Annotated in this window: 20 protein-coding genes and 1 pseudogene; 18 read left to right on the top strand and 3 right to left on the bottom strand. The window is 71.8% G+C overall.

Translation table 11 applies throughout. The annotated features are described in order from the left end of the window. The 8 genes and pseudogenes from ACGF3H_RS22080 to truA all read left to right on the top strand — a co-directional run. Positions 1-144: pseudogene (locus tag ACGF3H_RS22080) on the top strand (type I methionyl aminopeptidase); the annotation flags it as partial. Between the two features lie 149 nt (positions 145-293). Further along, the gene (gene infA / locus ACGF3H_RS22075) at positions 294-515 is read left to right on the top strand and encodes a translation initiation factor IF-1 (RefSeq protein WP_004927214.1); all 222 of its coding nucleotides are present in this window, start codon (positions 294-296) and stop codon (positions 513-515) included. A gap of 67 nt (positions 516-582) precedes the next feature. Further along, a complete protein-coding gene (gene rpmJ, locus ACGF3H_RS22070) occupies positions 583-696 on the top strand; it encodes a 50S ribosomal protein L36 (RefSeq protein WP_003974245.1) in 114 nt (37 codons plus the stop codon). A 188-nt stretch (positions 697-884) separates the two neighbouring features. Continuing rightward, positions 885-1,265 (top strand): 30S ribosomal protein S13, encoded by a 381-nt coding sequence (gene rpsM / locus ACGF3H_RS22065; protein ID WP_003974244.1) that lies wholly within the window; start codon positions 885-887, stop codon positions 1,263-1,265. Between the two features lie 66 nt (positions 1,266-1,331). Then, a complete protein-coding gene (gene rpsK / locus ACGF3H_RS22060) occupies positions 1,332-1,736 on the top strand; it encodes a 30S ribosomal protein S11 (RefSeq protein WP_003956432.1) in 405 nt (134 codons plus the stop codon). Positions 1,737-1,853: 117 nt separating this feature from the next. Then, positions 1,854-2,876 (top strand): DNA-directed RNA polymerase subunit alpha, encoded by a 1,023-nt coding sequence (locus ACGF3H_RS22055; protein WP_003966937.1) that lies wholly within the window; start codon positions 1,854-1,856, stop codon positions 2,874-2,876. Positions 2,877-3,068: 192 nt separating this feature from the next. After that, a complete protein-coding gene (gene rplQ / locus ACGF3H_RS22050) occupies positions 3,069-3,569 on the top strand; it encodes a 50S ribosomal protein L17 (protein ID WP_362489434.1) in 501 nt (166 codons plus the stop codon). Between the two features lie 141 nt (positions 3,570-3,710). Then, positions 3,711-4,565 (top strand): tRNA pseudouridine(38-40) synthase TruA, encoded by an 855-nt coding sequence (truA, locus tag ACGF3H_RS22045; protein WP_362489436.1) that lies wholly within the window; start codon positions 3,711-3,713, stop codon positions 4,563-4,565. 4 nt (positions 4,566-4,569) lie between these two features. On the opposite strand, the gene ACGF3H_RS22040 is transcribed toward truA, so the two are convergent. Next, positions 4,570-5,454, bottom strand: coding sequence for a hypothetical protein (locus ACGF3H_RS22040; protein ID WP_362489438.1), 885 nt, complete (start codon positions 5,452-5,454; stop codon positions 4,570-4,572). A 74-nt stretch (positions 5,455-5,528) separates the two neighbouring features. On the opposite strand from ACGF3H_RS22040, the gene ACGF3H_RS22035 reads away from it, so the two are divergent. The 4 genes from ACGF3H_RS22035 to glmM all read left to right on the top strand — a co-directional run bounded on the left by ACGF3H_RS22035 (position 5,529) and on the right by glmM (position 9,545). Then, entirely contained in the window at positions 5,529-6,734 is a 1,206-nt protein-coding gene (locus ACGF3H_RS22035) for a glycosyltransferase 87 family protein (RefSeq protein WP_362489440.1), read from the top strand. Positions 6,735-6,941: 207 nt separating this feature from the next. Next, positions 6,942-7,385, top strand: a complete 444-nt coding sequence (gene rplM, locus ACGF3H_RS22030) for a 50S ribosomal protein L13 (protein WP_033308956.1) — start codon at positions 6,942-6,944, stop codon at positions 7,383-7,385. Between the two features lie 42 nt (positions 7,386-7,427). Further along, entirely contained in the window at positions 7,428-7,940 is a 513-nt protein-coding gene (rpsI, locus tag ACGF3H_RS22025) for a 30S ribosomal protein S9 (RefSeq protein ID WP_077796742.1), read from the top strand. 246 nt (positions 7,941-8,186) lie between these two features. Beyond that, positions 8,187-9,545 carry a phosphoglucosamine mutase gene (gene glmM / locus ACGF3H_RS22020; RefSeq protein ID WP_362489442.1) on the top strand — a complete coding sequence of 453 codons (1,359 nt, stop codon included), beginning with the start codon at positions 8,187-8,189 and terminating at the stop codon, positions 9,543-9,545. 155 nt (positions 9,546-9,700) lie between these two features. Here the strand turns inward: glmM and ACGF3H_RS22015 are convergent, their stop codons facing one another. Both ACGF3H_RS22015 and coaA read right to left on the bottom strand, forming a co-directional pair. After that, positions 9,701-10,648, bottom strand: a complete 948-nt coding sequence (locus ACGF3H_RS22015; RefSeq protein WP_362489444.1) for a DUF389 domain-containing protein — start codon at positions 10,646-10,648, stop codon at positions 9,701-9,703. A gap of 32 nt (positions 10,649-10,680) precedes the next feature. Continuing rightward, positions 10,681-11,649 carry a type I pantothenate kinase gene (gene coaA, locus ACGF3H_RS22010; protein ID WP_189229231.1) on the bottom strand — a complete coding sequence of 323 codons (969 nt, stop codon included), beginning with the start codon at positions 11,647-11,649 and terminating at the stop codon, positions 10,681-10,683. A gap of 232 nt (positions 11,650-11,881) precedes the next feature. Here coaA and ACGF3H_RS22005 point away from each other — a divergent pair, with 232 nt between their 5' ends. The 6 genes from ACGF3H_RS22005 (at position 11,882) to alr (ending at position 19,408) form a co-directional block, all read left to right on the top strand. Further along, entirely contained in the window at positions 11,882-12,661 is a 780-nt protein-coding gene (locus tag ACGF3H_RS22005) for a hypothetical protein (protein ID WP_362489446.1), read from the top strand. A gap of 108 nt (positions 12,662-12,769) precedes the next feature. Continuing rightward, positions 12,770-14,617: a glutamine--fructose-6-phosphate transaminase (isomerizing) gene (gene glmS / locus ACGF3H_RS22000; RefSeq protein ID WP_362489448.1), complete on the top strand. Its 1,848-nt coding sequence runs from the start codon at positions 12,770-12,772 to the stop codon at positions 14,615-14,617. A gap of 169 nt (positions 14,618-14,786) precedes the next feature. Beyond that, on the top strand, positions 14,787-15,983 hold the full coding sequence (locus ACGF3H_RS21995; RefSeq protein WP_362489450.1) for an acyltransferase: 1,197 nt from the start codon (positions 14,787-14,789) through the stop codon (positions 15,981-15,983). 32 nt (positions 15,984-16,015) lie between these two features. Then, a complete protein-coding gene (locus ACGF3H_RS21990) occupies positions 16,016-16,387 on the top strand; it encodes a holo-ACP synthase (protein ID WP_362489451.1) in 372 nt (123 codons plus the stop codon). 91 nt (positions 16,388-16,478) lie between these two features. Continuing rightward, positions 16,479-17,942 (top strand): NAD(P)H-hydrate dehydratase, encoded by a 1,464-nt coding sequence (locus ACGF3H_RS21985; RefSeq protein WP_362489453.1) that lies wholly within the window; start codon positions 16,479-16,481, stop codon positions 17,940-17,942. A gap of 299 nt (positions 17,943-18,241) precedes the next feature. Beyond that, entirely contained in the window at positions 18,242-19,408 is a 1,167-nt protein-coding gene (alr, locus tag ACGF3H_RS21980; protein WP_362489455.1) for an alanine racemase, read from the top strand. Positions 19,409-19,478 lie beyond the last annotated feature (70 nt).

Genomic DNA, 19,478 nt, shown 5'->3' with positions numbered 1-19,478 from the left:
CGGACGGACGGCACCTGGTCCTCCCACTGGGAGCACTCCGTGGCCCTGACGGAAGAGGGCCCCTTGGTCCTGACGGCCCCCGACGGAGGCAAGGCCAAGGTTGCGGAGCTGGGCATCACGGCGGCGCCGGACCCGCTTGCATGACGATCTCCCTCTTGGGGCAGACTTCCTCGTTTCGCCTTTCCGGGGGTGCTGACGTAGACTGACTCGTCGGCTCCAGTGCACCCGTATGCCTGCATCTGCTCGCAGGGTGTAGCGGAGTCGATCAAGGTAGTCGATTCGAAGGGCGAAGCGTGGCCAAGAAGCAAGGTGCCATCGAGATCGAGGGCACTGTCGTCGAGTCTCTTCCGAACGCCATGTTCAGGGTCGAGCTCCAGAACGGCCACCAGGTCCTGGCACACATCAGCGGCAAGATGCGCATGCACTACATCCGCATCCTCCCTGACGACCGGGTCGTGGTGGAGCTGTCTCCGTACGACCTGACGCGTGGCCGGATCGTCTACCGGTACAAGTAGATCTTGCCCACGTCCCGCGGCACTCCGCCGCGGGTCCGCCGGCAACTGACCCGGAGAACCTCACCCCATGAAGGTCAAGCCGAGCGTCAAGAAGATCTGCGACAAGTGCAGGGTGATCCGCCGTCACGGTCGGGTCATGGTCATCTGCGACAACCCGCGCCACAAGCAGCGCCAGGGCTGACGCACGACCGTTCCCTCCGCGATTCGCATGACTTCGCGCGACGCGAGCTGAACATGTTCATACGCAGGACCCGGGCGAGTCATCGCCCGACACCCCCGGTTCGGAGGCCGGGGACCCGATCCGTACCTCATACGGCGGCCGGGGACCGGTCCTGTGGAAGACCTCCGACAATCAACTGGAGCCATTGAATGGCACGCGTTTCCGGTGTTGACATCCCGCGCGAAAAGCGCGTGGAGATCGCCCTCACCTACGTGTTCGGCATCGGCCGGACCCTCTCGCAGCAGACGCTCGCCGCCACCGGCGTGGACCCGAACACCCGTGTTCGGGACCTCTCCGAGGAGCAGCTCGTCGCGATCCGCGAGTACGTCGACAACAACATCAAGACCGAGGGTGACCTCCGTCGCGAGGTCCAGGCCGACATCCGCCGCAAGGTCGAGATCGGTACCTACCAGGGTCTCCGTCACCGTCGCGGTCTGCCCGTCCGCGGTCAGCGCACCAGCACCAACGCCCGCACCCGCAAGGGCCCGCGTCGCGCCATCGCCGGTAAGAAGAAGCCGGGCAAGAAGTAGTCCGCAGCGGACTCGCCGTCCAGCGGTCTTCGCTGTAGGACCGACCACCTCCCGTAGGAGAACGACATGCCCCCCAAGGGTCGTCAGGGCGCTGCCAAGAAGGTGCGCCGCAAGGAAAAGAAGAACGTCGCTCACGGCCACGCGCACATCAAGAGCACGTTCAACAACACCATCGTGTCGATCACGGACCCGTCCGGCAACGTGATCTCCTGGGCCTCCGCCGGCCACGTCGGCTTCAAGGGCTCCCGGAAGTCCACGCCGTTCGCCGCGCAGATGGCCGCCGAGTCGGCTGCCCGCCGCGCTCAGGAGCACGGCATGCGCAAGGTCGACGTGTTCGTCAAGGGCCCGGGTTCCGGTCGTGAGACCGCCATCCGCTCCCTGCAGGCGACCGGCCTCGAGGTCGGCTCCATCCAGGACGTCACGCCCACCCCGCACAATGGCTGCCGTCCGCCGAAGCGTCGTCGCGTCTGACCTCGCTTCGTCAGGGATTTCCGGGCGGTACGGCTCTTTCGGGTCGTACCGCCCGTACCCTTGCAGTACAGAGTCGGGCGTCAAATAGCGGGCGCCCCTGACTGAAGGATTTTCTTCATGCTGATCGCTCAGCGTCCCTCGTTGACCGAAGAGGTCGTCGACGAGTTCCGCTCCCGGTTCGTCATCGAGCCGCTGGAGCCGGGCTTCGGCTACACCCTCGGCAACTCCCTCCGCCGCACCCTCCTCTCGTCGATCCCCGGCGCTGCTGTCACCAGCATCCGCATCGACGGTGTCCTGCACGAGTTCACCACCGTGCCGGGCGTCAAGGAGGACGTCACCGACCTGATCCTCAACATCAAGCAGCTGGTCGTCTCCTCGGAGCACGACGAGCCGGTCGTGATGTACCTGCGCAAGCAGGGCCCGGGTCTGGTCACCGCCGCCGACATCGCGCCCCCGGCCGGTGTCGAGGTGCACAACCCCGACCTCGTCCTCGCCACGCTCAACGGCAAGGGCAAGCTGGAGATGGAGCTGACCGTCGAGCGCGGCCGCGGCTACGTCTCCGCCGTGCAGAACAAGCAGGTGGGCCAGGAGATCGGCCGTATCCCGGTCGACTCCATCTACTCGCCGGTTCTCAAGGTCACGTACAAGGTCGAGGCCACGCGTGTCGAGCAGCGCACCGACTTCGACAAGCTGATCGTCGACGTCGAGACGAAGCAGGCCATGCGTCCCCGTGACGCCATGGCGTCGGCCGGCAAGACCCTGGTCGAGCTGTTCGGTCTCGCCCGCGAGCTGAACATCGACGCCGAGGGCATCGACATGGGTCCGTCCCCGACGGACGCCGCGCTCGCCGCCGACCTGGCGCTGCCGATCGAGGAGCTCGAGCTCACCGTCCGGTCGTACAACTGCCTCAAGCGCGAGGGCATCCACTCCGTGGGTGAGCTCGTGGCGCGTTCCGAGGCCGACCTGCTCGACATCCGCAACTTCGGTGCGAAGTCGATCGACGAGGTCAAGGCGAAGCTGGCGGGCATGGGCCTCGCGCTCAAGGACTCGCCTCCCGGGTTCGACCCGACCGCCGCCGCGGACGCCTTCGGCGCCGACGACGACGCGGACGCGGGCTTCGTGGAGACCGAGCAGTACTGAGCGCTCCGCGAGGAAGCCGGTTCTGCGGCTGCCGGCCGGCCGTGGCCGGCCGCGCAGTTCCCCGCGCCCCTTCGGGGCGCGGACCCTCCGGGGCGTCCGACAGGACGCCTCGGATCTCCGACAGGCGACCGCCTGCTCGGATACTGACTCCGGTACCTGATACGGCCGGGGCAGACACCTAGGAGAAACACCATGCCGAAGCCCAGCAAGGGTGCCCGTCTGGGCGGCAGCGCCGCGCACGAGAAGCTGCTCCTCGCGAACCTCGCGAAGTCGCTGTTCGAGCACGGCCGCATCACCACGACCGAGGCGAAGGCGCGCAGGCTGCGTCCGTACGCCGAGCGTCTGGTCACCAAGGCGAAGAAGGGCGACCTTCACAACCGCCGTCAGGTGCTCCAGGTCATCACGGACAAGAGCGTCGTCCACACGCTCTTCACCGAGATCGGCCCCCGGTACGAGAACCGTCCCGGTGGTTACACCCGGATCACCAAGATCGGCAACCGCCGTGGCGACAACGCGCCCATGGCCGTCATCGAGCTGGTCGAGGCCCTGACCGTGGCGCAGCAGGCCACCGGTGAGGCCGAGGCCGCCACGAAGCGTGCCGCCAAGGACGCCGAGGCCACCGAGGCTGCCGAGGCCAAGGTCGACACGGCCAAGGCCGACGAGGCTCCTGCCGAGGAGTCCAAGGACGCGTAAGCGTCTGCCGGGGGCTGTGCGACGGCGGCTGCGGCTTCGTCGTGGTTGTTCGCGCAGTTCCCCGCGCCCCTTGAGGGTGTTGGCGGGTCCGTTCCCTTCACAGGAACGGGCCCGCCTTTTTGTCGGTGAGAGGATTCCTGGGTGAGTGACGAAGTAGAGGCCGGGTTCGTACGGGTGCGGCTCGACCTGTCGTACGACGGGTCAGAGTTCTCCGGCTGGGCCAAGCAGGCCGGTGGGCGGCGGACGGTGCAGGGGGAGATCGAGGACGCGCTGCGGACGGTCACGCGCTCCCGGGAGACCTACGAGCTGACCGTGGCGGGGCGGACCGACGCCGGCGTGCACGCCCGGGGGCAGGTCGCCCACGTCGACCTGCCGCGCGAGGTCTGGGCCGAGCACCACGGGAAGCTGCTCAAGCGGCTCGCCGGGCGGCTGTCCCGGGACGTGCGGGTGTGGGCCCTCAGGGAGGCGCCCGGCGGCTTCAACGCCCGGTTCTCCGCGATCTGGCGACGCTATGCCTACCGGGTCACCGACAACCCGGGCGGTGTGGACCCGCTGCTGCGCGGACACGTCCTGTGGCACGACTGGCCCCTCGACGTCGACGCCATGAACGAGGCCGCCCGGGGGCTGCTCGGGGAGCACGACTTCGCCGCCTACTGCAAGAAGCGGGAGGGGGCCACGACCATCCGGACGCTGCAGGAGCTGAGCCTGGTGCGCGGTGAGGACGGCATCGTCACCGCCACGGTCCGGGCCGACGCCTTCTGCCACAACATGGTCCGCTCGCTGATCGGGGCGCTGCTGTTCGTCGGCGACGGCCACCGTCCGCCCGACTGGCCCGCCAAGGTGCTCGCCGCCGGTGTCCGGGACTCCGCCGTGCACGTCGTACGGCCGCACGGGCTGACGCTGGAGGAGGTCGGCTATCCGGCGGACGAGCTGCTGGCGGCGCGGAACAAGGAAGCGCGCAACAAGCGGTCCCTGCCGGGCGCCGGCTGCTGCTGAACCGCTACCCGGCCGTCGCCGCCGCCGACGCCTGGGCCTCGCCGCGCCGGCGGATCTGCCGGAAGGCGAACTCGGCCAGGTCGTCGCCGGTGCGGAAGACGGCCGTGTCCTTCTCCGTCACGCTCTTGCCGGTCGTGAAGCCGGAGATCGTGAAGTAGGCGTAGCGGCCGTAGGAGTTGGTGGTGGAGCGGCAGACCGCGCCCGTGCAGAACGAGTTCACGCCGCCGCCGGACAGCGAGCGCACGATGCTCTTCTTGTCGGTCTGGCCCTTCGCCTTCAGCGCCTGAGCCTCGTTGTCGAAGACGGCCACGCCCACCGTCACCGCCATGTCGCCCTTGGTGTAGGTGACGCGCAGCAGCCGGGTGCAGCCGTTGGCGGTGAGGGCCTTCGGCAGGGTGCCCTGGGCGGCGGAGGCGCAGGTGCGGGTGTCCGCCGTCGGCCCCTTCTTGTACACGATGTCGCCCATGGTCAGCTGCGTGCCCGGGAAGAGGAGGTCCGCGCTCAGCGGGGCCGTGTCCTTCTTGCTGCTGGACACGAAGTCCTTCGGGTCCAGCGGCGGCGGGGCGCTGGTCGGCGCGAACGAGGGGGGCGCGGCCGACTGGCTGGGGATGTCCGCCGTCGACGGGAGCTGGGAGGAGGGCGCGTCCGACGCCTGGTCGGAACCGTTCGCCGAGACCACGGCCACGGCGACGGCACTGGCTATCGCCACGGTGGCCAGCGCGCCGCCGCCGATGAGCAGCAGCCGGCGCCGCTTGTTACGGGCCTCCGAGGCCTCGGCGAGGGCGGCCCAGTCCGGGGAGTCGCCGCCGCCGCTGTTCCAGGGCTGCTGCTGCGATTGCGGTTTCCAGGGATCCCACTGCGACTGAGGTCCCCCCTGCCCAAAGCTCATGGGCGGCATCTTAGACGGGCCGAGAGGCGTGCTGGTGCGCCTGTGGAGGGCCCGCAGCGCCTAGCGTTCCCCCCATGCGGACGGGCAAAAACGACATCTCCGGGTGGTTGGTGCGCCCCGTGGGCGGGCACGCGTGGGCGGCGCTCGTGGCGGTGCTCGGGGCGTCGGCGCTGAGTGCGGCCCGGGCGGCTCCGGACGGGGGGATGGACAACGCGATCGTGGTGCGGGCCGCCCGCACCTGGCTGGCCGGCGGCTCCCCCTACGACGATCCGCACTTCCTCTATCTGCCGAGCGCGGTGCTGGCCGCCGTCCCGCAGGCGCTGCTGCCCGGGGCCGTGCTGCGGGTGCTGGCGCCGCTGACGGTGACGGCGCTGCTGGCGCTGGCCTGGGGCTGCGCGCTGCGGCTGCACCGGGTGCCGTGCGGCAGCCGCCTCGGGGTGCTCGGGGCGATCGGGCTGGCGGCGGGCTTCGCGCCGTTCGGGCACCTGGTGCGGCTCGGCAACTGGACGGTGACGGCGGCGGTGGGCCTGCCGCTGTGCCTGCTGCTGGCGAGCCGGGGCCGGTGGACGGCGGCGGGGGCCGTCGTCGGGGCGGCGGTGGCGCTCAAGCCGCTGCTGGCGCCCGTGGTCCTGCTGTTCGTGTTCGCCGGGCGGTGGCGGGCCCTGGCGGCGGCGGTCCTGGTGCCCGCCCTGGCCTCCGGCGCGGCGGCGCTGCTCATGCCCGACCCGGCCGGCTTCCTCACCCGCACCCTGCCGTTCCTGGCCCACGGCGACGACGGCTTCCTGCGGCTCTACGAGGCGTCCCCGGCGGCCGTCCTGCCCCGGCTCGGCCTGGCGGAGCCGCTCGCGCAGGGGGCAGCGGGGGTGGCCGCCGGGGCCGGGGTGCTGTGCGCGTACCTGCGCTGGCGCCGCGCGGACGCCGGGCCGCTGCGGTACGCGGAGACCGGCGCGGGCCTGATGCTGTCGGCCTTCCTGGTCTCCAGGCCGTCGTACGACCACTACCTCCTGGTCGCGGTGCCGGTGCTGCTCGCCGGGCTGCCGTACGCCGGGGCGGTGGCCCGGGGGCCCTGGTTCTGGATCGCCCTGGTGCCCCAGGCGCCGGGGCTGACCTGGCCCTGGCTGGAGTCGGCGCGGGAGCGGGCCTTCAAGGACGCGTTCACGCTGTGTGTGCTGGCGTGGGCCCTGGCGCGGCGGGCCCGGGGCGGCGCGGCTCCCGCCGGTGGGCACGACGGCGCCGGGCGCGCGCCGGAGACGACGCGGGTGTCGGCCGCTCCGTTTTGACCCGGCTGAGGCACCCCGGGTACTCTGCACAGTCGTATGTGTATTGGCTTGCTCATTCTCACGTGAGGGGCCCTTACACCGGTCCACCGGGACCGATGACCAGCGACCAGCACGCGGTTTGCGTCACCGCTGTGCGGTCAGGGCTGTCGTGATCGTCTTCGGTGACCTTGTCAGGACCATTCACTGAAGAAGCGAAGGCTACGAACCGTGCGTACGTACAGCCCCAAGCCCGGCGATGTGACGCGCCAGTGGCACGTCATCGACGCTCAGGACGTCGTCCTGGGTCGTCTCGCCACGACCGCCGCCACCCTCCTGCGCGGCAAGCACAAGCCGATCTACGCGCCGCACGTCGACGCTGGTGACTTCGTCATCATCATCAACGCCGACAAGGTGCACCTCTCCGGCAACAAGCGGACCCAGAAGATGGCGTACCGCCACTCCGGCTACCCCGGCGGTCTGCGCTCCGTGCGCTACGACGAGCTGCTGGACAAGAACCCCGAGAAGGCCATCGAGAAGGCCGTCAAGGGCATGCTCCCCAAGAACACGCTGGGCCGTCAGATGCTCTCGAAGCTGAAGGTCTACAAGGGTGACCAGCACCCGCACGGCGCGCAGCAGCCGCAGCCGTTCGAGATCACCCAGGTCGCGCAGTAAGTCCGGCCACCCCCTAAGACTGAAGAGAATCTGAGGAGCATCGTGGCCGAGACCACTGCCGAGCAGCCGCTCGAAGAGATCGACATCGACAGCTACACCACCGAGTCCGAGGTCCCCGTCGAGGGCGAGTACACCTCGGAGTCCATGGCGTCCCGCTTCGGCGAGCCCCAGCCGGCCGCCGGCCTGGGCCGTCGCAAGAACGCCATCGCCCGCGTCCGGATCGTCCCGGGCACCGGCAAGTGGAAGATCAACGGTCGCACCCTCGAGGACTACTTCCCGAACAAGGTGCACCAGCAGGAAGTCAACGAGCCCTTCAAGGTGCTCGAGCTCGAGGGCCGTTACGACGTCATCGCCCGCATCGCGGGTGGCGGTGTCTCCGGTCAGGCCGGTGCGCTCCGTCTCGGTGTCGCCCGTGCGCTGAACGAGGCCGACGTGGACAACAACCGCGGCCCGCTGAAGAAGGCCGGCTTCCTCAAGCGCGACGACCGTGCGGTCGAGCGCAAGAAGGCCGGTCTCAAGAAGGCCCGCAAGGCTCCGCAGTACAGCAAGCGCTAAGCCTCGCTGCCTGTACTCCGAACGCCCCGGCGGCACGCCACTGTGCTGCCGGGGCGTTCGTTTATCTCCGCCGTTGGGCGTATAACGGCACAAGACGTTCAGACATTGAGACGCTCAGACGTTCAAAGGCTTGTGTGATCGGATGGCCGGGCAGCGCGGTGCGACGCGTGACCGGTACCACGGGAGCCGACTGCGTGGGCCGCACCAGCAGCCGCTCCCGGAATTGACGTTTCCTCAGGAGGACAAGTGGGACGACTCTTCGGCACGGACGGCGTGCGCGGTGTCGCCAACGCGGATCTGACGGCCGAGCTGGCGCTCGGTCTCTCCGTCGCCGCGGCGCACGTACTGGCCGAGGCGGGCACCTTCGCCGGACACCGCCCGACCGCGGTGGTCGGACGGGACCCGCGCGCCTCCGGGGAGTTCCTGGAGGCCGCCGTGGTCGCGGGCCTGGCCAGCGCCGGCGTGGACGTGCTGCGGGTCGGCGTGCTGCCGACGCCCGCGGTGGCCCACCTCACCGGCGCGCTCGGCGCCGACCTCGGCGTGATGCTCTCCGCGAGCCACAACGCCATGCCCGACAACGGCATCAAGTTCTTCGCCCGCGGCGGCCACAAGCTCGCCGACGAGCTGGAGGACCGCATCGAGGCCGTCTACGCGGAGCACCGCACCGGCGCGCCCTGGGACCGCCCGACCGGTGCCGGCGTCGGCCGCGTCCGCGACTACGACGAGGGGCTCGACCAGTACGTCGCCCACCTCGTCGGCGTCCTCCCGAACCGCCTCGACGGACTCAAGATCGTCCTCGACGAGGCGCACGGCGCGGCCTCCCGGGTCTCGCCCGAGGCGTTCGCGCGGGCCGGCGCGGAGCTCGTCACCATCGGCGCCGTGCCGGACGGCCTCAACATCAACGACGGCTGCGGCTCCACCCACCTCGACCTGCTCAAGGCCGCCGTCGTCGAGCACGGCGCCGACCTCGGCATCGCCCACGACGGTGACGCCGACCGCTGCCTGGCCGTGGACCACACCGGCGCGGAGGTCGACGGCGACCAGATCCTCGCCGTGCTCGCGCTCGCGATGCGGGAGCGGGACGCGCTGCGCTCCGACACCGTCGTCGCCACCGTGATGTCCAACCTGGGCTTCAAGCTGGCCATGGAGCGCGAGGGCATCCGGTTCGTGCAGACCGGGGTCGGCGACCGGTACGTGCTGGAGGAGATGAAGGCCCACGGCTACGCCCTGGGCGGCGAGCAGTCCGGCCACGTGATCATCCTCGACCACGCCACCACCGGCGACGGCACGCTGACCGGCCTGATGCTGGCGGCGCGGGTCGCGCAGACCGGCCGTACGCTGCGGGACCTCGCGTCCGTGATGGAGCGGCTGCCGCAGGTGCTGATCAACGTGCCCGACGTGGACAAGGCGCGGGTCACGACGTCCGCCGAGCTGTCGACCGCCGTCGGCGAGGCGGAGCGGGAGCTGGGCAGCACCGGTCGTGTGCTGCTGCGGCCCTCGGGGACCGAGCCGCTGGTGCGGGTCATGGTCGAGGCGGCGGACATCGAGCAGGCGCGGTCCGTGGCGGGGCGGCTGGCGGACGCGGTGAAGTCGGCGCTGGGGTAGTTCCGCGGCGCCGGGCACGGGGTGGGGGCGCTGTGCGTTGCGGGCCGCGGGTCTCGTCGTGGCTGGTCGCGCCCGCGCGGCGGAGCCGCACATCGGCAGAGCCCCGCGCCCCTGAGGGACATGCCCTCACCCGGCGTTCAGAGGGTGCCGTTCCCTCAGTGCCTGTCCGGCTTCGCGAGCCGGCCGCGTTGTGTCGCCCACAGGGCCTTCTGGGCGCAGAGGGTGAGGGTGCCGGCCAGGATGATGCCCACCAGGTTCAGCAGGAGCTGTTCGGCCGAGTGCCAGGCCTGGTGGGTGTCGCCGTAGACGAGGGCCACGGCCGCGTTCGCCCCGGCCGGGACCGTCGTCACGGAGATGGCGACGCCGACCAGCGCGCCGGACTTCGCCGAGGTGAGGGAGAGGGTGCCCGCCACGCCCGCCAGTACCGCCACCACGAACGAGAACCAGTCCGGGGCGTAGATGAACCCGGTGTTGGGCCGCTCCGCCTCCAGCCGTGCCTTGCTGAACAGGTCCACGGCGTCCATGAAGAGGCTGAAGCCGGCCGTGACGACCATCGCCACCGCGAAGCCCACCAGCAGCGCGGTCGCCGAGCGCAGCGCCAGGCGCGGCGCGCGCTGGACGATCGCGGTGCAGATCCCCGCCAGCGGCCCGAACTCCGGGCCGACCGCCATCGCGCCCACGATCAGGACGGCGTTGTCGAGCACCACGCCGCAGGCCGCGATCATCGTGGCGAGCGTGATGAAGGCGACGTAGGTGAAGGAGAGGGTCGACTCCTCGTGGGTCGCCTCCTCCAGCTGCTCCCACAGCACGGCGTCCGCGGGCTCGCCGGGGGCGTCCCGCTCCGCCGCGTCGGCGCGCCTGGACAGGGACAGGTCGATGTTCTCGACGGTGATGGCGCCGCAGTCGTCGATGCCCAGCGCCCGGAGCCGGCTGACGATCTCGTCGCCCGCCTCGCGGGCCACGTCGCACATGACGACGTCGCCCTTCGGGTCGCGGGCGGCACCGGGCAGGACGACGAGGTGCGTGGTGCCGACCGTCCGGTCGATCACACGGAGCACCTCCTCGGTCCGGTCGGCCGGGGTGATCAGACGCAGATGCAGCATCCGGTATTTCTACAGGCAGCCGGCCGCCGTCGTCACAGCTTCCGCAGGCTCAGGCGCTGCACCTTGTGGTCCGGCCCCTTGCGCAGGATCAGCGTGGCCCGGCCACGGGTGGGGGCGACGTTCTCCACCAGGTTGGGCTTGTTGATGGTGCGCCAGGTGGTGCGGGCGTAGTCCAGGGCCTCCTCCTCCGAGACCTGGGTGTACTTGCGGAAGTACGAGGACGGGTTCTGGAAGGCGGTCGCGCGCAGCTTGCGGAAGCGGCTGAGGTACCAGTGCTCGATGTCCTCGGTGCGGGCGTCGACGTACACGCTGAAGTCGAAGTAGTCGGCGAGGCCGACCCTGGTGCGGCCGTCCTTGCCGGGCAGCGCGGGCTGGAGCACGTTCAGGCCCTCGACGATCAGGATGTCGGGGCGGCGCACGACGAGCTTCTCGTCCGGGACGATGTCGTAGATGAGGTGCGAGTAGACCGGTGCGGTGACCTCGGCCTTGCCCGCCTTGATGTCGGCGACGAACCGGGTGAGCGCCCTCCGGTCGTACGACTCGGGGAAACCTTTCCGCGACATCAGGCCGCGGGCCTCCAGCTCCTTCGTGGGCAGCAGGAAGCCGTCGGTGGTGACCAGCTCGACGCGCGGGTGCTCGGGCCAGCGGGACAGCAGCGCCTGGAGCAGGCGGGCGACGGTGGACTTGCCGACCGCGACCGAGCCGGCGACCCCTATGACGAAGGGCGTGCCGCTCTGGGAGCCCTGCTCGCCGAGGAAGGTGTTCAGCGCGCCGCGCAGTCCGTCGGTGGCGCCGACGTAGAGGTTGAGGAGCCGGGACAGCGGGAGGTAGATGTCCCGCACCTCGTCGAGGTCGATGACGTCGCCGAGGCCGCGCAGCTTCTCCACCTCCTCGGCGGTCAGCGGCAGCGGCGTCTTGTCGCGCAGCGCGCTCCACTCGGGGCGGGTGAGGTCGACGTAGGGAGTCGCCTCCGGCCGGGACCGGTGGGCGCTCCGGGGCATCGAGGGGACCGGAGAGATCACAGTCCATTGTTAACGGAGTTTGAACGGGGCGGCGGGTGGGCTGCGTCACGCCGGGCCGCGTTCCGCCGGGCAAGATCACGTCGGCGTCACGGTCGGATACCGGGTGGTCATGAAGTGGTCGCCGAGTGATCGACTGTGTGGTCGCTGTGAGTACAGTGCGCGCGAAGCATGCGGAGCTCCTCCGCTGTACTGGCAGAAAGAGTCACCCCACGTGAGATCGACCGCTGTGCGCCGCACCGCCCTGGCGGCCTCGGCTGCCGCCCTGGCCCTCCTCGTCACCGCCTGCGGCGGCTCCTCCGACGACGGCGGCGAGGCCGGTGACGGCGCGACGGACGCCGGCAAGAACGCCCCGGCCGCCGCGAAGGCGCTGACCGCCGCCGAGCTGGAGAAGGCCGCCCTGGCCCAGGCCGACGTCAAGAACGGCAAGGTCACCGACGCCGTCGCGACCGACGACATCGCCCAGGACAAGGTCAAGGCGGAGAAGGCCGAGTGCCGGCCGCTCAGCTTCGCCCAGACCGGTGTCGCCGCGGGCGAGCCGGCGGCCACGGTGAAGCGGTCCTGGACGGAGGAGCCGAAGAAGCCGGCCGGCGACGACATCTCCGAGGAGGCGCTGAACAGTGCCTTCGACCTGGACAAGGTCCTGGTGACCCTGGCCTCCTACGAGGACGGCGGCGCCGAGAAGGCCGTCGCGGACGTCAAGGCCGCGATGAGCGCGTGCGCGGGCGGCTTCAGCCACACCGCGGCCGGCGTCAGGACGCAGGTCGACAAGGTGGTCGCCGACAAGGCGCCCGCCGGTGCCGACGAGGCCGTCGCGATGACGCTGACGGTGACCGGCGATGAGGGCGACAAGTTCCCGGTCAAGGTCGCCGTCACCCGCAAGGGCTCCACCGTGGCGTCCTTCACCGTGATCAACCTGGCCGCCGCCGCCACGGGCAAGGACTTCGCCTTCCCCACGGAGATCAGCGACGCCCAGCTCGCCAAGCTGGGCTGATCCGACGGCCCGAAATTCCCACCGGGGTGTTCGTACCCCGGTGGGAATTTCTGATTTCGGGCACGCGACGACGGGTTCGTGACGGGACCTGACCGTAGGCTGCCGGTCATGTGCGGAATTGTGGGATATGTGGGGGCGCAGTCGGCGCTCGACGTCGTGGTGGCCGGACTGAAGCGGCTGGAGTACCGGGGATACGACTCGGCGGGCGTCGCCGTGCTCGCCGACGGCGGGCTCGCCACCGCCAAGCGGGCCGGCAAGCTCGTCAACCTCGACAAGGAACTGTCCGAGCACCCGCTGCCGTCCGCCGCGGCCGGCATCGGGCACACGCGCTGGGCCACGCACGGCGGACCCACCGACGCCAACGCGCACCCGCACCTCGACAACGCCGGCCGGGTGGCCGTGGTCCACAACGGCATCATCGAGAACTTCGCCGAGCTGAGGGCCGAGCTGGAGGAGCGCGGCCACGAGCTGGTCTCCGAGACCGACACCGAGGTCGTCGCCCACCTGCTCGCCGAGGAGTACTCCGCCTGCGCCGACCTGGCCGAGTCGATGCGGCTGGTGTGCCGTCGGCTGCAGGGTGCGTTCACCCTGGTCGCGGTGCACGCGGACGAGCCGGACGTGGTCGTGGGCGCCCGTCGCAACTCACCGCTCGTGGTGGGCGTGGGGGAGGGCGAGCACTTCCTCGCCTCCGACGTCGCCGCCTTCATCGCCCACACCCGGGACGCCCTCGAACTGGGCCAGGACCAGGTGGTGGAGCTGCGCCGGGGGGGAGTGACGGTCACCGGCTTCGACGGCAGCCCCGCGGACGTGCGCGCTTACCACGTCGACTGGGACGCCTCCGCCGCCGAGAAGGGAGGTCACGACTACTTCATGCTCAAGGAGATCGCCGAGCAGCCCAAGGCGGTCGCCGACACGCTCCTCGGCCGCATCGACGGCTCCGGCTCCCTCACCCTGGACGAGCTGCGGATCCCCACGGGTGTGCTCCGCGAGGTCGACAAGGTCGTCATCGTCGCCTGCGGCACGGCCTTCCACGCCGGGCTGATCGCCAAGTACGCCATCGAGCACTGGACGCGCATCCCCTGCGAGGTGGAGCTGGCCAGCGAGTTCCGCTACCGCGACCCCATCCTCGACCGGCAGACCCTGGTCATCGCCATCTCCCAGTCCGGCGAGACCATGGACACCCTCATGGCGCTGCGGCACGCCCGCGAGCAGGGCTCCCGGGTGCTGGCCATCTGCAACACCAACGGCTCGACCATCCCGCGCGAGTCCGACGCGGTGCTCTACACGCACGCCGGTCCCGAGATCGCCGTCGCCTCGACGAAGGCGTTCCTGACCCAGCTGGTCGCCTGCTACCTGGTCGCCCTCTACCTCGGCCAGGTCCGCGGCACGAAGTACGCCGACGAGATCCGCGACGTCGTCCGCGACCTCTCCCGCGTCTCCGGCGCGGTCGACAGGGTGCTGGAGACCATGCAGCCGGTACGGGAACTGGCCCGCTCCCTCGCCCACAAGAACACGGTGCTGTTCCTGGGCCGGCACGTCGGGTACCCGGTCGCCCTGGAAGGCGCCCTCAAGCTCAAGGAGCTGGCGTACATGCACGCCGAGGGCTTCGCGGCGGGCGAGTTGAAGCACGGTCCGATCGCACTGATCGAGGAGGACCTGCCGGTCGTCGTGATCGTGCCGTCCCCCCGCGGCCGTTCCGTGCTCCACGACAAGATCGTGTCCAACATCCAGGAGATCCGGGCCCGGGGCGCGCGGACCGTCGTCATCGCCGAGGAGGGCGACGAGGCGGTCGTCCCCTACGCCGACCACATCGTCCGGATCCCCGCCACCCCGACGCTGCTCCAGCCGCTGGTGGCGACGGTGCCGTTGCAGGTCTTCGCCTGCGAGCTGGCCACGGCCCGGGGCAACGAGGTCGACCAGCCGCGGAACCTGGCCAAGTCGGTGACGGTGGAGTAGCCGTGCGGGTTCCTCAGGGTTCCCGCGCCGGATGGGACGAAGGTCACCAAGCAGCCCCCTGTGCGGGGGCGGCGCTGATCGCTAAGGTACGGGGGTTTGCGGTTGGTGCTGCAGTGATCACTCCTGCCCGCCGGCCGTGACCGCACGCGGATACGACTGGTGGACCGTTATGACCACAGCCCCCCCGGCACCCACGACTCCGGCCACGGAGCGGTCAGGGCGCGCGGATCGGGCCGGCACCCTGCCCACGCGTCTGGCGTCGCTGACCAGCCTGCGCTTCTTCGCGGCCTTCGCGGTCTTCGTGCATCACTTCAACGGAGTGAGCGCGGGCGGCGGAGTGTGGCGGGTGCCCGACCTCTTCCCGTACTCGAAGATCGGCGCGCACGGCGTGACGTTCTTCTTCGTCCTCTCCGGCTTCCTGCTCACCTGGAGCCACAAGCCGACCAACGGCAAGGGGACGTTCTACTGGCGGCGCTTCGGCCGCATCTACCCCGCCCACCTGGTCGCGGCCGTCGCCGCCATCGCCGTCTTCTACGGCATGGGCAACGACCACACGGACGCGGTCAGCCTGATCTCGTCCCTGTTCCTGGTGCAGGCGTGGCTGCCGAACGCGATGCCCACCCTGCCGGGCAACCCCGTCACGTGGACGCTCAGCGTCGAGCTGCTCTTCTACGCGCTCTTCCCGCTGCTCATCGGGCGCCTGCGCGCCTGGCGCACCAGGACCCTCGCGATCGTCACGGTCGCCGGACTGGTCGCGATGTGGGCCGTGCACGTGGCGGCCGACCACTACCTGAACGCGCACGACGCCTCCTGGGTGATGCGCCACCCGGTGGTCTACCTGCCGCAGTTCCTCGTCGGCGTCACCTTCGCCATCGCTCTGCGCCGCGGCCACCGCGTCCCCCTGCGGCCCACCGCGGTGGTGGCGCTGCTCCTCGTGTACGCCGTAGCCTTCACCCGCGCACCCGACTGGGGCAGCCGCTTCGTCGCCCACCAGATGGAGTGCACCGTGCGCCCCGTCATCGCGGTGCTGTCCGTGCTGCTGATCGCCGCCTGTGTGCAGAACGAGGCCGCCGGCCGCGCCCGCCTGCTGACCAACCGTTCGCTGATCATGCTCGGGGCCAGCTCGTACGCCTTCTACCTGGTCCACCAGACCGTCAACCAGTTCATCCGCGAGTACTGGCCGCACCGGATGGCACCCAGCAACGAGGCGATCGTCTTCCTCCTGGGCACCTTCCTGGTCTCCCAGGCCCTCGCCTGGCTGCTGTACCGGTGGGTCGAGGAACCGGCCCAGCAGTGGTGGGCCAAGCGCGGCCCGAAGTCCCGCGCGCCTCGCGCCGACAAGGCCCCGGGCGCCTTCGTCCCCTGAGGAGGTCGGCGCGGCCTCGTAAGGTGCTCGGCATGAGCATCATCGGGGTCGGGATCGACGTGGCGGAGATCGCCCGTTTCGGGGCGTCGCTGGAGCGGACGCCGGCCATGGCGCGCCGGCTCTTCCTGGAGAGCGAGCTGCTGCTGCCCAGCGGGGAGCGCCGGGGCGTCGCCTCGCTCGCCGCCCGGTTCGCGGCCAAGGAGGCGCTGGCGAAGGCGCTCGGCGCGCCAGCGGGGCTGCACTGGACGGACGCCGAGGTGTACGTCGAGGACAGCGGACGGCCACGGCTGCGGGTCACCGGGACGGTGGCGGCGCGGGCGGCGGAGCTGGGGGTGACGTCGTGGCACGTGTCGCTCAGCCACGACGCGGGTGTGGCCTCGGCGGTGGTCGTCGCGGAGGGGTAGCTTCCCGCACCGCCAGGGGCCGCACGCGTCCGACGCGAACCGGGCCGGCGCGGCTCGTGACGTTCGCCGCGTACCGGGAAGACTCGACGGCATGCGGACTGCGTACAGCGTGGAGACGGTCAGGACGGCCGAACGGGAGTTGATGGCGAGGCTGCCGGAAGGGGCCTTGATGCAACGGGCGGCGGCCGGGCTCGCCGCCGCCTGCGCGGAGCTGCTCGGCCGCGTCGCCGGGCGGGTCTACGGCAGCAGGGTCGTGCTGCTGGTCGGCAGCGGCGACAACGGCGGCGACGCCCTGTACGCCGGGGCGCGGCTCGCCCGGCGCGGGGCCGGCGTGACGGCCGTCCTGCTCACGCCGGAGCGCGCCCACGCCGGCGGGCTCGCGGCGTTCCGGCGGGCCGGCGGCCGGGTCGCCGCCGACGGCGACGGGGAGCGGCTGATCGAGCGGGCCGACCTGGTCGTGGACGGCATCGTCGGGATCGGCGGCCGGGGCGGCCTGCGGGCGGAGGCGGTGCCGCTGGCCGCCGCGGCCGGGCGGTCGCGGGCCGCCGTCGTCGCGGTCGACCTGCCGAGCGGGGTCGACGCCGACACGGGGGAGGTGCGCGGGGAGGCGGTCCGGGCCGACCTGACGGTGACCTTCGGGACGCACAAGCCGGGGCTGCTGGTCGACCCGGCGCGGGAGTACGCCGGGTCGGTGCGGCTGGTCGACATCGGGCTGCCGCTGCCGCACGACGCGGCCGAGCTGGAGGCGTTGCAGCACGCGGACGTGGCGCGGCTGCTGCCGGTGCCGGGCGCGGAGAGCGACAAGTACCGGCGCGGGGTCGTGGGGATCGCCGCCGGGTCGGCGCGTTACCCGGGGGCCGCCGTGCTCGCCGTCTCCGGGGCGCTGCGGGGCGGGGCCGGGGCGGTGCGGTACGTCGGGCCGGCGGGGGACGCGGTGATCGCGCGCTTCCCGGAGACGCTGGTGTCGGACCAGGGGCCGAAGCGGGCGGGGCGGGTGCAGGCGTGGGTCGTCGGACCCGGGGCCGGGGACGACGCCGGGACGGTCGCGGAGGTGCTGGGGGCGGAGGTGCCGGTGCTGATCGACGCGGACGGGCTGCGGCTGGCCGACGCGGAGGCGGTGCGGGGACGGACGGCGCCGACGCTGATGACGCCGCATGCCGGGGAGGCGGCGGCGCTGCTCGGGGTGAGCCGGGAGGAGGTCGAGGGGGCGCGGCTGGCGTCCGTGCGGGAGCTCGCGGGGCGGTACGGGGCGACGGTCCTGCTGAAGGGGTCGACGACGGTGGTGGCCGCGGCGGGCGGGAAGGGGCCCGTGCGGGTCAATGCGACGGGGACGTCGTGGCTGGCCACGGCGGGGAGCGGGGACGTGCTGTCGGGGCTGGCGGGGTCGTTGCTGGCGGCGGGGCTGTCGGCGGTGGACGCGGGCAGTGTGGGGGCGTATCTGCACGGGCTGGCCGGGCGGGTGGCGGCGGTGGGGGCGCCGGTGGGGGCGCATGACGTGGCGGAGGCGGTGCGGGTTGCGTGGCGGGACGTTCGGGGGGTCGGCGGCGGGGGGTGACGTGGGCGGTGCGGTGAGGTGCGGTGCCGTTGGGCCGGGCCTGATGTGGGCGGTGCGGTGAGGTGCGGTGCCGTTGGGCCGGGCCTGATGTGGGCGGTGCGGTGAGGTGCGGTCGGACCGGGCCCGATGTGGGCGGCGTTGCGTGGGCGGGGGCGTCGGTGCGGGGGGTGGTGCGCGGCCCGGCGCTGCGGGGTGCCGCTGCGCCCACCCGTGCCGCCCCAGCGGCACGACTGCCCGCAGCTGCGTGAGCAACGGGGTTGCCCGGGGGTGATCGGGGGCTCTGAGAGACTGGGGGCACCATGAGTGAGACTTCCGCCCAGTGGGCCGCGTCCCTGCGGGGCCGTGCCGAGATCGATCTGGCCGCACTGCGGGCCAACGTGCGCGCGCTGCGTGAACGGGCGCCCGGCGCGGCACTGATGGCCGTGGTCAAGGCCGATGCCTACGGCCACGGGGCGATCCCGTGCGCCCGCGCTGCCGTCGCGGCCGGTGCGACCTGGCTCGGTACCGCCACGCCGCAGGAGGCGCTCGCGCTGCGCGCGGAGGCCGGGCTGCCGGACGACCTGCGGATCATGTGCTGGCTGTGGACGCCGGGCGGCCCCTGGCGCGAGGCCGTCGAGGCCCGTCTCGACGTCTCCGTCAGCGGGCTGTGGGCCCTGGAGGAGGTCACCGCCGCCGCGCGTCTGGCCGGCCGCCCCGCGCGGGTGCAGCTGAAGGCCGACACGGGGCTCGGCCGCAACGGCTGCCAGCCGGGCGGCGACTGGGAGGAACTGGTCCGGGAGGCCCTGCGCGCCGAGGCCGAGGGACTGATCCGCGTCACCGGGCTCTGGTCGCACTTCGCCTGCGCCGACGAGCCCGGCCACCCCTCCATCGCCGCCCAGCTCACCCGCTTCCGGGAGATGACGGCGTACGCCGAACAGCAGGGCGTGCGCCCCGACGTGCGGCACATCGCCAACTCGCCGGCCACGCTCACCCTCCCCGAGGCCCACTTCGACCTCGTACGCCCCGGCATCGCGATGTACGGCGTCTCGCCCAGCCCCGAGATCGGCACCCCCGCCGACTTCGGACTGCGCCCCGTGATGACGCTGTCCGCCGCTCTGGCCCTGGTCAAGCAGGTCCCCGGCGGACACGGCGTCAGCTACGGCCACCACTACACCACCCCCGGCGAGACCACCCTCGGTCTCGTCCCCCTCGGCTACGCGGACGGCATCCCGCGCCACGCCTCCTCCACCGGTCCCGTCCTGGTCGACGGCAAGTGGCGCACGATCGCGGGGCGGGTCGCGATGGACCAGTTCGTCGTCGACCTGGGAGGGGACCGGCCCCCGGCAGGCGCCGAGGCGGTGCTGTTCGGCCCCGGCGACCGCGGTGAGCCCACCGCCGAGGACTGGGCGCAGGCGGCGGGCACCATCGCGTACGAGATCGTCACCCGGATCGGCGCGCGCGTCCCGCGCGTCTACGTCAACGAGTGACGGTCGCGGGCCCGGGTGACCAGTGACACATGACGCGTGCCCGGCCCGGCGTGTATGACGGGCATGCCGC

The sequence above is a fragment of the Streptomyces sp. NPDC048185 genome, from assembly GCF_043202495.1.
In the GTDB taxonomy this organism is placed as follows: domain Bacteria; phylum Actinomycetota; class Actinomycetes; order Streptomycetales; family Streptomycetaceae; genus Streptomyces.
Note: the sequence above shows the minus strand (reverse complement) of the source record. Positions and strands in the feature narration are given on the sequence as shown.